Origin of the sequence: Paludisphaera soli (assembly GCF_011064595.1) — a bacterium.
Lineage (GTDB): Bacteria > Planctomycetota > Planctomycetia > Isosphaerales > Isosphaeraceae > Paludisphaera > Paludisphaera soli.
Window position 1 is genome coordinate 236,181 of record NZ_JAALJI010000002.1, and the last position, 13,130, is coordinate 249,310.

Annotated in this window: 11 protein-coding genes; 3 read left to right on the plus strand and 8 right to left on the minus strand. The window is 71.1% G+C overall.

What is annotated here, in order from left to right:
• Positions 1 to 109 precede the first annotated feature (109 nt).
• From G6O68_RS03845 to G6O68_RS03855, 3 genes are all read right to left on the minus strand, one after another.
• Positions 110 to 1,072 carry a LysR family transcriptional regulator gene (locus tag G6O68_RS03845; RefSeq protein WP_165245003.1) on the minus strand — a complete coding sequence of 321 codons (963 nt, stop codon included), beginning with the start codon at positions 1,070 to 1,072 and terminating at the stop codon, positions 110 to 112.
• Between the two features lie 189 nt (positions 1,073 to 1,261).
• Complete coding sequence (locus tag G6O68_RS03850; protein WP_165245005.1) at positions 1,262 to 4,639, minus strand: serine/threonine-protein kinase; 3,378 nt, start codon at positions 4,637 to 4,639, stop codon at positions 1,262 to 1,264.
• On the minus strand, positions 4,636 to 5,241 hold the full coding sequence (locus G6O68_RS03855) for an RNA polymerase sigma factor (RefSeq protein WP_240911029.1): 606 nt from the start codon (positions 5,239 to 5,241) through the stop codon (positions 4,636 to 4,638). Before G6O68_RS03855 ends, G6O68_RS03850 begins: the two co-directional genes overlap by 4 nt.
• A gap of 197 nt (positions 5,242 to 5,438) precedes the next feature.
• Between G6O68_RS03855 and G6O68_RS03860 the strand changes: the two genes are divergently transcribed.
• A complete protein-coding gene (locus G6O68_RS03860) occupies positions 5,439 to 7,457 on the plus strand; it encodes a hypothetical protein (RefSeq protein WP_165245007.1) in 2,019 nt (672 codons plus the stop codon).
• A 205-nt stretch (positions 7,458 to 7,662) separates the two neighbouring features.
• Here the strand turns inward: G6O68_RS03860 and G6O68_RS03865 are convergent, their stop codons facing one another.
• The 3 genes from G6O68_RS03865 to G6O68_RS03875 form a co-directional block, all read right to left on the minus strand.
• The gene (locus G6O68_RS03865; RefSeq protein ID WP_165245009.1) at positions 7,663 to 8,301 is read right to left on the minus strand and encodes a flavoprotein; all 639 of its coding nucleotides are present in this window, start codon (positions 8,299 to 8,301) and stop codon (positions 7,663 to 7,665) included.
• A 50-nt stretch (positions 8,302 to 8,351) separates the two neighbouring features.
• Positions 8,352 to 8,591: a hypothetical protein gene (locus G6O68_RS03870; RefSeq protein ID WP_165245011.1), complete on the minus strand. Its 240-nt coding sequence runs from the start codon at positions 8,589 to 8,591 to the stop codon at positions 8,352 to 8,354.
• Positions 8,592 to 8,863: 272 nt separating this feature from the next.
• Entirely contained in the window at positions 8,864 to 9,697 is an 834-nt protein-coding gene (locus tag G6O68_RS03875; RefSeq protein WP_165245013.1) for a restriction endonuclease, read from the minus strand.
• Positions 9,698 to 9,943: 246 nt separating this feature from the next.
• Between G6O68_RS03875 and ispD the strand changes: the two genes are divergently transcribed.
• Positions 9,944 to 10,732 (plus strand): 2-C-methyl-D-erythritol 4-phosphate cytidylyltransferase, encoded by a 789-nt coding sequence (gene ispD / locus G6O68_RS03880; protein WP_165245015.1) that lies wholly within the window; start codon positions 9,944 to 9,946, stop codon positions 10,730 to 10,732.
• Between the two features lies 1 nt (position 10,733).
• Here ispD and G6O68_RS03885 read toward each other — a convergent pair whose 3' ends face one another.
• Positions 10,734 to 11,471: a platelet-activating factor acetylhydrolase IB subunit gene (locus G6O68_RS03885; RefSeq protein WP_165245017.1), complete on the minus strand. Its 738-nt coding sequence runs from the start codon at positions 11,469 to 11,471 to the stop codon at positions 10,734 to 10,736.
• Between the two features lie 100 nt (positions 11,472 to 11,571).
• Positions 11,572 to 12,264, minus strand: a complete 693-nt coding sequence (locus G6O68_RS03890; protein WP_165245019.1) for a nitroreductase family protein — start codon at positions 12,262 to 12,264, stop codon at positions 11,572 to 11,574.
• A 138-nt stretch (positions 12,265 to 12,402) separates the two neighbouring features.
• Between G6O68_RS03890 and G6O68_RS03895 the strand changes: the two genes are divergently transcribed.
• Positions 12,403 to 13,026 (plus strand): 3-keto-disaccharide hydrolase, encoded by a 624-nt coding sequence (locus G6O68_RS03895; protein ID WP_165245021.1) that lies wholly within the window; start codon positions 12,403 to 12,405, stop codon positions 13,024 to 13,026.
• Positions 13,027 to 13,130: the final 104 nt, after the last annotated feature.

Genomic DNA, 13,130 nt, shown 5'->3' on the forward strand with positions numbered 1-13,130 from the left:
GCGGCCTCGACGGCTGTCGCGGCCGGGCACGATTCGGCCGCGCGAGAAGGGGGCGGGCTGGCCCCGGCCCGACGGCCGTCGTGGTCCCGTCCCGGGGCCTCGGCGGTCGTCAGGGGGTGGTCGCGGCCGGGATCATCCGGCTCGCCGGCGGCCCCACGGCCTCCCCTCCCCCCCCGTCGCAGCCCGTCAGCAATTCCAGGAACCGCGACGTCGTGATGTCCAGCGTCTCGTGGCGGCGGTGGATGACCGCCAGGGGCCGCGTCAGCCGGTATTTCGGGTCCTGGCCCTCGATCGTCAGGGCGACCAGGGTGCCCGCCCGGATCTCCTCGGCGACGGTCGGTTCCGGCAGGATCGCGACCCCCGCCGAGATCTCCACCGCGCGTTTTATGTTCTCGATGTTGTCGAACTCGAGAGCGACGTCCACTTCGACGTCGTGCCGACGCAGGAAGCGGTCGACCGCCTTGCGGATCGAGAGCGCCGGGTCGAACGCCACGAGGGTCTCGCCGTCGATCTCGCGGACGTGCACCCGCTCCCGACGAGCGAACCGGTGCGAGGAGGGGACGACCAGGACCATCGTCTCCTCCCGCCAGGGGATCACCGCCAGCTCGGGCCACTTCTTCGGGTACGAGATCAATCCCAGCTCCGCCGCCCCCCCGGTCACGCGTTCCACCACCTGGGTGGGGTGCAGGTACTCCAGCCGCACACTCGCCTCGGGATGACGCTCCCCGAAGGTCTTCACATATCGGCTCATGTGGGCCAGGCCCACGGAGTAGATCGCCGCCACGCCCACCGTCCCCGTCGCCTTCCGTTCGTCGTTCAGGGTCTTGACCCGGTTCTCCAGCTCCAGGTATCGCGAGACCAGGTCCTTGCAGCCCTCGTAGTAGACCTTCCCCTCCTCCGTCAGGACCAGGGGCCGTTTCGACCGATCGATCAGCCGGACCCCCAGCCGGAGTTCCAGCTGATGGACCGCCTGGCTCGCCGAGGACTGCGAGATGTTGTTCTCCGACGCCCCCCGAGAGAAGCTCGACCAGCGGACCACGTCGCAGAAAAGTTGAAGGGACTCGAACTGCATTCGTCTTCGCCCACCCACATTTCTCGATAGTGCGCGCCGGGCCGTATCGGATTTCATAATAGTTAATCCGCTACGGGCGCGCAGAGTCAAGTATTTTTCCCGGAATTCGCGCCAACGGTCGGCCCGAGTCCCCGTAATGGACCCCGACGCGCCGCACGCCTCCGCCCGACCGGCACCGTCGGATGCTGGTCAGGGCGAGAAGGCGTCGTCCGGGAGGGGGAGGGACTGAAGGATCGCTCGGAAGTCGGGACGGGTCCGAAGGTCGTCGAAGTCGGGGTCGTCCAACTGCGTGCGGAAGGCGAGGCCGTCGCCGACATCGGGACCGACGGCGGCCGCCGCGAGGCGGGCGACCGCCTCGGCGGCGAGGCGATCGCGGTCGGGGCCGGCGGCGGCGGCCTCGGCGCGGGCGTAGATCCTCGCGACGGCGACCCGCTCGGCCAGGGTCTCGGGCGCGGGGTCCGGGGAGCGAAGGGCGACTTCCAGGGCCTCGACGCCCCGGCCGGCGCGGCAGAGCGTCGCGGCGCGGCCGCGACTCAGGAGGAGACGGCGGCGCGGGGGAGCCTCGCCGAGGGCCGCGTCCCAGGCGACCATGGACTCGGCGAAGCGGCCTTCGGCTTCCAGGACCTTGGCGCGGCCGGCACGCGCCCGGGCCAGGACGTCCCTGGCCGACTCGTCGGGCTCGTCTTGCAGGAGGCGCTCCATGTCTGCCGCGGCCTGGGTGAAAGACCCAAGGAGTTCCGCGGCGACGGCGAGGCTGGCGCTTCGGCGAGCGTCCCGTAACGCCCACTCGGCCAGGGTCGCGCGGGCGGCCGCGGCCAGGATCCGATATCGGGAAACGCCGGGCTGCTCCGCGAGCAGAGAGTCCAGCACCGCCAGGGCCTCCTTGACGTCGGCCTCGCCCTCGTCGCGACGGCCGGCGTCCCTGCGCACGACGCCGCGGTTGAGCAGGTCGCGAGCCCGGTCCTGACGGACCTCCGCCGCCTGGTCGCCGCTTCCCGTCCCGCCGAGCAGGGACAGGGCGGCGGAGTACGCGGATTCCGCGCGGGCAGATCGGCCGGTCGCGGCGAAGACGTCCCCAAGTTGGCGCGACGTCTCGGCGCGGAGCCTGCGGAACTCCGCCGAACCGGAGTGGAGCCGCGAGGCCCGATCGGCGGCCTCGACCGCGGCGAGGGCCTCGGCCTCGGCGCGCATGTACTCGTAGTCCTGGAGCAAGATCGCCGAGAGACCGGTCCGGGCCTGGATGAGTCGGGTCTGGTAATCCAGCGACGCCGGATGGTCGGCGGCCAAGCGCTCGCGGACCTTGAGCGCCTGGCCGTACTCGGCCCGTGCTCGGTCGCGCCGGCCCGAGGCGGCCTCGTAGGCAGCCATGTTCTCATGGGTGACCGCCAGGTCGTCCTGGTAGAGGGCGACCGTGGGGTGGTCCCGCACCAGGGCCTCCTGGATGGTCAAGGCCTCCCGGAAGTAGGCGGGGGCCTCCGCCATCCGGTCGGTGTTCTGGAAGAAGCTGCCGACGTTGTTGAGGCTGGAACTCAGCTTCCGGAGGTGCTCGGGCAGTTCGCCGTGCTCGCCGGCGAGCCGCCGGCGGGAGTCCAGGCCCTCGCGGAAACGTCGGCCGGCGTCGTCGAACCGGTTCCACTGGGCGTAGAGGATCGCCAGGTTGTTCTGGGTCGCGCCGAGGTTGTCGAGGTATCTGGCGTGATCGGGATGCCGGGCGACGAGCCGCTCGCGGATGGCGATCGACTCCAGGTAATGGCGCTCCGAGAGTTCAAAGTGCTGCTCGTCGCACTCGATGTCCCCGAGCGTCAGCAGGCAGGAGGCCCGGCCGTTCTGCGAGTCGGGGTCGTCGACCTCCTCGCGGAGCAGGCCGTCGAGGAGGCCGAGCGCCTCGCCCAGCCCGGCGCGGGCCTGGTCCGGCCGCGACGTCCGGGCGTGGACCTCAGCGGCCTTGATCAGGACTTCGGCCAGCGCCTTGCGGGTCGGGCGGTCGCGGGGGTCGTCGCGGAGGAAGCGGCGGGCCGTTTCGGCGGCCTGGCGGAAGGCCTCCAGGGAATCGTCCTCGCGGCCCACGTCGGCGTTGAGTTCTCCCAGCCGCGAGAGCACGTCGACCAGCATCGCCAGGGTCGCGCGATCGGCCTCCCCGCCCGCCTCCAACTCGTCGCGGAGCGACCCATAGAACTGGACCGGGGTGCTCAGGAGGGACTCCCGAAGTTCCTTCAGCTCGGGCTGCTTCAGGAGCACGTCGCGGCTGACGCCGGTGTAGAAGGACTCGATGGCGCGCGTCGCCAGGCCGAGGCGGCGCCGGGATTGGTCGAGGTGGCGCTCGGCGCGGCGCCACTGGACGGCGACGCCCACGACCCCCGCGACGACCGACGCGGCCAGCAGCGAGCCCAGGGCGGCGTAGGCCGGGTGGCGGCGGGCCCAGAGCCAGACCCTCCGCGCCGCGCCGACCGGGCGAGCCTCGATCGGCCGGCCCTCCTGCCAGCGTCGCAGGTCCTCGGCCAGGGCGTCGGCGCTGGAATAGCGGTCCTCGGGCTTCTTCGCCAGGCACTTCTCGCAGATGACCTCCAGGTCGCGCGGCAGGCCGGGGCGGATGCGGGAGGGGGGCGGGGCCGCCTCGTGGACGACCTGGATCATGATGTCCCAGGGCGAATCGCCGCGGAACGGGGGACGGCCGGTCAGGGCCTCGTAGAGGATCGCTCCCAGGGCGTAGACGTCGGCCGGGACGCCGACCGTCCAGCCGCCGGAGGCCTGCTCGGGCGCCATGTAGCTGGGCGTCCCCAGGATCTGGCCGGTCTGCGTCAGGCCGCTGTCGTCCCCCACGTGCTTGGCCAGGCCGAAGTCGGTGATCTTGGGGACGGGCGCCGAGGCGTCGGCCCCGTCGCGGTCCAGCAGGATGTTGGCCGGCTTGAGGTCGCGGTGGACGACCCCGCACTGGTGGGCGGCGTGGACGGCGCGGGCGAGGGTTTCCACCAGGGCCGCCGCGTCGGCGGGGGCATGGGCGTCCTCGGCGAACGACGAGGCCAGGTTGCCGCCGGCGACGTATTCCATCGAGAAGAAGGGACGGCCGTCGACCCCGCCGACTTCGTACACCTGCACGATGTTCGGGTGCCGCAGCCGGGCGAGGCTCTCTCCCTCGAGGCGGAACCGGACGAGCTCCTCGGGCCTCCCGCGGCCTGACGGGACCATTTTAATGGCGACCAGGCGGTTGGCCTCGATCTGGCGGGCGAGATAGACCACGCCCATCCCGCCCCGGCCCAGCTCCCGCTCGATCAGGTACCCGGGGATGCATGGCGGGGCGTCGGCGACGGACACCCAGCCCGGCGCGGCGTCGGTTCCGGCGCGGACCTCGGTGCGGGAAGTCGAGGGAGCCGGGGCGGGACCGTTCCAGCAGGTCTCCTCGTGCCCGACCTCGGTCGCCGTGGACGTCAGCCGTTCCAGGACGTCCTGGCAGGCCGGGCATTCGGCCACGTGCGTCTCTACGTCCGACCAGGCGGGGCCGTCGAGGCAGGTCTCGTCGAGCATCCTCCGGAGCATCTCGGGCGTCGGGCAGGAGATGGGCGCGTTCATGGTCCCCCTTCGAACCTCTGGATCTCCTCGCGGAGCATCTTCTGGACCTTGCTCTTGGCCTTGAACACGGCCGCGATCGACATGCCCACGCGGTCGGCGGCCGCGGCGCCCGAGAGCCCCGCGACGGCCGTGAGGTGGAAGGCGTCCCACGTCCTGGGCTCGACTCGGAGGCGGACGCGGGCCGTGGCCTCCTCCAGAACCTCGTGGTCGAACGCGTCGACGAGCCGGGCCTGGAGGTCGTCGCGGGCCTCCAGCGCGTGCAGCTGCTCCAGCACCCCCGAGTCGCCGCTGCCCCCCCCGCCGTGACGCTTCCGCGACTCGACCAGGTCGCACCAGGCGAAGTGGGCCACCGTCTTCACATAGGCCCGGAAGCTCTTCGACGGGTCGTACTCGAACGACCCGAGGCGGGCAGCCAGGCGGGCCAGGACCTCCTGGGTCACGTCCTCGGCGTCGGCCTCCTGGAGCCTCCAGCGCCGGCACCACTGGCGGATCAGCGGGCCGTAGCGTCGCACGAAATCATCCCAGTCGCCGGGTCCTGGCACCCCCACGCGGAGCCGGCCCAGCAGGCTGGCGCTGGTCCGCATCAGCATCCGATCGTCCACGAACACCTCCGGTCGATTGCACGCGATCATCCTAGCGAGAAGGACGGCGGCCGGCCGCAGGAAATCGAAAAAAATCCGGCGGGCGCTGTCAGGTTTCGGCCGGAAGGCCTGATCGTCTCCCGTCGGTTGCGGCGGGGACCACCCGCCGGCCGGATGCCAGAGACGACGGCCCGATTCGTAACCAGGGAGAATGACTGATGAAGCTCTTCGACATCCGCACCGCCGCCCGCATTCGCCGCCCCCGGCCCGACCGTCGCCAGGCCGTCAGCCTCGTCGAGGCCCTGGAGGGGCGTCGGCTCATGGCCGCGTCGATCACCCTCAACCCCACCACCCAGGTGCTGACGATCACCGGGACCGCCTCCCGCGACTACCTCCTCGCCCGGGAGATCGGGAATCAGATCAGCGTCGACGCCTACGACGGCAACGGAGTCCTGACCAACAAGACGTCCTTCGCGAAGTCGTCGGTCTCCAAGATCGTCATGAACGGCCTGGGCGGCGACGACACGCTCGTGGCGCAGCCCGTCTCCATGCCGGTCGCCCTCAACGGCGGCGACGGCAACGACGCCCTCTACGGCGGGGCCGGGGATGACACGCTCGAGGGCGGCGCCGGCGACGACGTCCTGTACGGCTCGACGGGCAAAGACACCTACAAATTCTCCGGCACGGCCAACCTGGGGACCGACACGATCATGGAGCGGTTCGCGGAGGGGGTCGACACGTTGGACTTCTCCGGCTTCGGCGCCGGCGTGAACGTCGACCTGGCCACCTGGGGGACGGTCCAGGCGGTCGCTTCCGGCAAGCTCTCGCTGAAGTTCGGCGGCACGGGGAACGACGTCGAGACCCTGGAGAACGTGATCGGCACGAACTTCGCCGACACGATCCGCGGCAACGCCCGCTACAGCACCCTCACGGGCAACGGCGGCAACGACGTCCTGGAGGGCCGCGGCGGCGACGACGTCCTCAACGGCGGGGCGGGCGACGACACCTACGTCTTCGGCTCGGTGGGCAACCTCGGATTCGACACGATCGTGGATTCCTCGGGCCGCGAAACGCTCGACTTCAGCAACTACGGCCAGACGGTCGTGCTCGACCTCGGGCGGACGGATCGGCAGGACGTCCTGTCCTACTTCCCCGGCGACGACGTCAACAACGGCTCGACGCGGCTGTCGCTGACCCTCCCCAGCTCGATCGAGGACGTGAAGGGGAGCCAGTTCAAGGACTGGATCAAGGGCAACTCCCTGAGCAACACCCTCTACGGGAACGGCGGCAACGACGTCCTGGAGGGGATGGGCGGCAGCGACACCCTCGACGGCGGCCTGGGCGACGACACGTATCTCTTCGTCGGCACCGCCAACCTGGGGACGGACACGATCGTCGAGCGGACCAACCAGGGGACGGACACGCTGGACTTCACCAGCTTCGGGGCCGCGGTGAACGTCGACCTGGCCGCGCTCGGGATCCAGACGGTCGCCGGCGGCCGGCTCGTTCTCCAGCTCAACGGCACCGGGAGCAACGCCGACAGCCTCGAGAACGTGATCGGCACGAACTTCGCCGACACGATCCGCGGCAACGCCCGCAACAACCTCTTGCAGGGCAACGGCGGCAACGACGCCCTGGAGGGCCGCGGCGGCAACGACCGGCTCGAAGGCGGGCGGGGCGACGACACCTACGTCTTCTCCGGGACCTTCAGCCTGGGGACCGACACGATCGTGGAGGACGACGACTCCCACGGCCCGAGCCCCGACGCTCGCGACAAGCTGGACTTCACCAACTTCGGCTACGCCATGAACGTGAACCTGGACACGAACTCGACCCAGACCGTGAAGTCCGGCGTCCTCAGCCTGCTGCTCACGAGCAACTCCGGCATCGAGGACGTGACCGGCTCGGCCTTCAACGACACGATCCGGGGCAACAGCCGCGCCAACATCCTTCGCGGCCAGAACGGCAACGACACGATCTACGGCGGCTCCGGGAACGACTTCCTTTACGGCGGCATCGGCAACGACCTCCTCTACGGCGAGGAGGGCTCGGACAAGCTCTACGGCGAGGCGGGCAACGACCGCCTGAGCGGCGGCATCGACGCGGCCATCGACGACCTCTACGGCGGCGCCGACGCGGACATCTTCCTCAAGGAGGAGTACTACGACCCGACCACTCGGACCTGGAAGAACCGGGACCGCTTCCTGGACTTCGCCGCCGCCGACACCTCCGTCTGAACGGCCGCCTTGGAGCTCAGAGCCTTGCCTGCCCCGCCCGCCCCGCCGGAACCATCCCGGTGGGGCGGCGGCGTGCGCGGGTCGGCGGTCGGGGGCGGGGGCCGTCCCAGGCGGCGATGAGCTGCGATCGACGCACATGGAGCGACGACTTCCTCAGGCGAGTCGTCCTCGGATGAACGAGTTGGTCGGCACCGGGGTCGGGGCTTCAATCGGCCGGGATCGCGCGTTCGGACCAGGCGCGGACGGCCTCGGCCAGGCTGGGGACCTCGGCCATGGCCCCCACGCCGAAGTCGCCGCAGGCCAGTCGTTTGCACTGGGGGGGGACCAGGATGATCGCCGGGGCCTGGCGGGCGAAGTGGGCCTCGGCGGTGTCGAGCGACCAGTCGGCGGGGGCCTCGCGACCGGTCCGGTCGGACCAGAGCTGCGCGAGGTGGCGGGCCGTCGCGGGCTTCCGCCACATCAGGGTGTTCATGGCCGGGGCCAGGATCATCGGCTTGTCGAAATCCCAGGCCCGGTACAGGCAGGTCAGGAGGTTGTCGCTCAGGCCGAGGGCGAACTTGGCTAGGCTGTTGGCGTCGAGCGGGGCGACGATCAGGAGGTCGGCCCAGCGGCGAAGCTCGATGTGCAAAACCTCGTCGCCTCGCGCGTAGCGGACGCCGGGCCACTCGTCGCGGTCGCGATGCAGGCTTGAGCCCGGCGGCAGCTCGGCCGGGTCGAAGAAGTAGAGCGCGGGCTCGGTGGCCGCCACGCGGACCTCGTGCCCCTGCGCGACGAGCGTCGCGCAGAGCGAGGGGACGCGGACGGCGGCCACGGAGCCGGTCGTGCCGACGAGGATGCGTGCCATGGGGGACCGGTGTCGGGGGGGCGTCGCGCCCGCCCCTCGGGGGTGATGGGTCAGCGATGGTTGGCCGAGAGCGGCTTGATCTCGGCGTTGACGGCGTCGACGAGGCGGTTCCAGAGCGATCGCTGGAGCTGCTGAGTCTGCCGCTTCGAGAGCATCAGCCGCCCCGAGGCCCGCTCGACGAGGATCGAGACGATCACCTTGACGTCGCCGTTGATGGGGCCGGCGAGGTCTTCGAATTCGGGCGGCAGATCCAGCGAGCGCAGAGGCGAATCCTGGGTGCGCGGAACCATGATGAACCCTCCATGGCCGGGGGTGGGCCGGGTTGTCGTCCGAGACGTCCTGGATGCCGAGGCTACCCCGGGCTCTCCCCGCCGGTCAAGCAAATAGTGGGCGGCCGCTTTCGGGGACGGGTCGGACGATTCCAGGAGCCGACATATCCAGGCCAATCGGCCCTCGGATGGGTCACCGTTCGGCCGCCTGGTCGAATCATAGGCCGCCCCCACCCGCGTTTCCATCGAAAACCCGGGCCGTCGCCGATCGATCCCGCGCGACCGCCCGGGGCTCAGAACCACGAAGGCTCCGGCTCCTTCCGCGCGCCCGGGCCCATGGCCTGGGTGACCAGCTCGACGATCCGGGGGCCGTCGACCAGCTCGATGGGGTGGTCGACGGCGAACTTCTCGGCCGCCAGCGAGAACGTGCTGGTGGTGACGAAATACCCCTTGTGGGCGTGCGCGTGGTGGACCGAGCCGAGGAACTTCTGCAGCTCGGGCGAGCCGACGACGCCCCGCTTGTGGTATTTGCACTGGACGATGGCGCGCAGCTCGCCGCGACGGAGGTGCAGGTCGATCCCCTCGTCCCCCGTGCCGCCGACCTGGGCGACCTGGTAGCCCATCGCCTCGAACAGCTCGCCGACGAACTCCTCGAACGTCTCGGGCGAGAGCGAGGTGAGCTGGGCCAGCTTCAGCTCGGCGCGACGGGCCTGGAGCCGGAGCCGCTCGGCGCGCTCCTTGTGGTCGCGGACCTCGTCGCGGAGCCGGGACGCCTCGGCCTCGTGCAGGGCCCGCTCGGCGGCGTCGACGCGGAGCAGGTAGCGGTCGATCTTGAACAGGGCGTTCTCGATCGTGTTGTCCAGTCGGCCCCGCTCGGCCCGGGTGAGCTGGTTCTGATAGCGGCGGAAGACGGCGTACTGCAGGTGCTCGACGGCCCCCGCCAGCTCGGCCGCCGAGGTGATCGCCGGGGCGTCCTCCTGGTACGGCGCGGCCTTCCACAAGAGGCCCTGGCTCGCGGCCTTCGCCGTCGGCGAGGCCGTCGCGGCCCCGTCCAGGGCCCCTTCGGCGGCCCTGGCGCGGAGCCATTCCAACAGGGTCGCGGCGCACTGCGGTCCCAGACACTCCATCGCGGGCGGGTCTCCTTCGGTACGTCTCGATGGCGGGGTCCGGCGCCGCGGACTCGGACGCGAACGCCCATACACCATTGTGCCCTCCTCAGCCGCTCCACGCCAGGCCCGGCGCGTTGACGAGGACCCGGCGGATCGCGAGAATCGCCGAAGGGGGCCGAGGCGATCCCGACGCTTCGCTGCGTCCCGGACGACGAGCGAGTGCCGCGCGCGAGGCCCCCGGGCCGAAGGGCCGAGGAGCAAGCCATGGGACGATTCGCCGTGATCCTGCCGGCCGCCGGCCGGTCCAGCCGCTTCGGCGACCCGAACGGGAAGAAGATCGACGCCGACCTCGCCGGCCGCGCCGTCTGGCTGCGGTCGCTCGACGCCTTCGTGAGCAGCGAGGACGTGGGCCAGATCCTCGTCGCCATCGCCGAGGACGACCGCGAGCGATTCGAGCGTCGCTATCGCGACAGCGTCGCGTTCCTGGGCCTCGACGTGGTCGTCGGCGGCGCGGAGCGGGCCGACACGGTCGCCGCGGCGCTGGCGAGGGTGAAAGACTCGTGCGACTTCGTGGCGGTCCACGACGCCGCCCGGCCCTGCGTCACCCCGGCCCAGGTGGCCGCGGTGTTCCAGGCCGCGCGGGAGCGCGGGGCGGCGATGCTGGCGGTCCCCGTGGCCGACACGATCAAGCGGGCGAACGCCGAGGGCGACGTCGCCGAGACGGTCCCGCGCGACGGCCTGTACCTGGCCCAGACGCCCCAGGCCTTCCGGCGCGACTGGCTCGTCGAGGCCTACGAGCGTCGCGACCGCGAGGCCAAGGCGGCCACCGACGACGCCCAGCTCGTCGAGGCCATCGGCCGGCCGATCGCGCTGGTGCCCGGCTCGTCGTCCAACCTCAAGATCACCACCCGCGAGGACTTGAACCTCGCCCGGGCCATCTTCGCGGCCCGGGAGGACGAGCGGCCCGTCTCCGGGGGCCACACCTTCGCCGACGAGCGGGCGAACTGGGACGACCTCCCGAAGATCAGGCCCTCCGACCTGTTCGACTCCTGAATCAGGACTTCTCGCCGAGGAGCTTCGCCAGGGTCGGCTCGATGGCGTCGGCCCAGAGCTCGTACCCCTTCGGGCTCAGGTGCAGGAAGTCGGGCATGATCTCCTTCGAGATCGTGCCGTCCTCCTGGAGGAAGACCTTGCCGATGTCCAGGTAGTGGACCTTCTCGCCGTCGAGCTTGGAGATCCGCTCGTTGACCTTCGCGAGCTTCTCGCGGGTCGCGTCGGGCTTCTCGCTGCGGGGGAAGACGCCCAGCAGGAGGATGTCGGTCTCGGGGAGCCGCTGGCGAAGGTCGGCGACGATGGCCTCGACCCCGGCGGCGATGTCCTCGGCCGGGCTGGAGCCGGCGTTGTTGGTGCCGATCATGAGCACCACGACCTTGGGGCTCAGGCCGTCCAGCTCGCCGTTCTGGATCCGCCAGAGGACGTGCTGGGTCTGGTCGCCGCCGATTCCGAAGTTGAGCGCCCCGCGAGGCGTGTAGTGCTCCTTCCAGGTGGCGTTGCCGCCCCAGCCCTGGGTGATCGAGTCGCCCAGGAAGAGGACCTTGGCGGACCCGTCCTCCGCGGCCTTCTTGGCCTCGCCGAGGAACTTCTCATGCAACTTGACCCACCATTCGTCCGTCTTGGGGTTGGGGGTCGCGGTGAGGGGGGCCTGGGCCGAGGCGGGGGCCGCGGAGGCGAGCAGGAAGGCGGCGGCGAGGGCCGCGACGAGCCGGGGGCCGTGGAGCGGGTTGAGCATCATTTCGTAGCCACTTCGGGTGACGGGAGGGGCGGGACGACGCCCCGAGGCGCCGTCTCCGTGCAGGTCGCATCGTAAACCCGCCGCGCGGGCCGATCCAGGCTCAAGGGGCCCAGGGCCGGCCGAAGTGCCCGGCGAAGGCCGACTCGTCGAGCCCGAGGCGGGAGCCGGCGAGGCACGGGGACGGCCCCTCGGCCTCGACCTCGGCGTAGCCCAGGGCGACCAGGCCGCAGACCGCGTGGTCGTCGGGCACGCCGAACTCGCGGCGGACCGCCTCGGCGTCGAAGTCGTCGACGAGGGCCGCGTCGACCCCGAGCGACCCGGCCGCGAGCACCAGGGTCGCCGCCGCGAGCATCGCGGCGCGGGTCGCCCAGAGTTCCCGGCCGGCGACGTCCCTCAGGACCGACCGCGCCCGGCCCCGGATCGCGGCGGCCTGCTCGGCCGTGCAGCCCCCCGAGGCGACCCGGCGCGCCAGCAGGGGCTCCAGGTCGGTGCGCTCGGGCTGGTGGTACCCCAGGACCACGACCACCGCCGCCGCGCGGCCGACCTCCGGGTCGTTCCGGGCGCAGCCCTGGAGCCGTCGGCGATCGGCCGCGTCCCGGACGACCAGGAACCGCCAGGGTTGCAGCTCGTAGGGCGACGGCGCGTGGGCGGCCGTCTCCAGGAGGCGTTCCAGGAGCGCGGGGGCGAGCGGCCGGGAAGGGTCGAAACGGGGCCTCGGGCGGCGGCGGCGGGCGGCCTCCTCGACGGTGAGCGGTCGGATGCCCTGGTCTCGGGCGTCGGTCGGGTCGGGCATGCGAGGCGAGGCTCCCGGGAGGGGGGGGGCGGCCCCTGGCACGCCCCATCCCCCCGTTATAGACTTGCAAACGCGAACTCGGGAGCGGCCCCCGGCCGATCCGAGCCCATCCGATCGACTACCAGGAGAACGACAGCAATGAACTCGCACAAGTGGACGCGCGGGGCGCTCTGCGCGCTGGCGATGACGTTCGGGACGGCCGCGTGCGCCAACGCCGAGGAGTGGACCTCCCTGTTCGACGGCAAGACCCTCAGCGGCTGGACCGTCGGCGGCGGCGGCGACAAGACCAAGTGGGAGGTCAAGGACGGCGCGATCGTCGGCTCGGGCGGGGCGTCGATGCTCTACAGCCCCAAGAAGTACAAGAACTTCAAGTACCGGGCCGAGGTCAAGATCAACGACAAGGGGAACTCGGGCCTCTACTTCCGCTCGCCGACGAACGGCGGCAGCTTCTCCGACGGCTACGAGGCCCAGATCGACAGCACCCACACCGACCCGATCCGCACCGGCTCGCTCTACGGCTTCGTCCACGTCTACAAGCGGCTGGTCGAGCCCGACCAGTGGTTCACCTACGAGATCGAGGTCGTGGAGAAGGAGTGGCGGGGCAGGAAGGCGCCGCACATCAGCATCCGGGTCAACGGCGAAGAGTTGTACATGTTCATGGATTTCGCGAACACCTTCAAGGAGGGCCACTTCGCGTTCCAGCAGCACGACCCGGGCAGCCGCATCGAGATCCGCAAGATCGAGGTCGTCGAACTGCCGTGACGGCGCGACGGTGAATGTTGTATGATCTTCGCGGGACGCGGCCGACCCGGGCGAACGCCGCCCCTCCTCTCTCGCCGGGTCCCCCCGGCGGGCCGCGTCCCCCT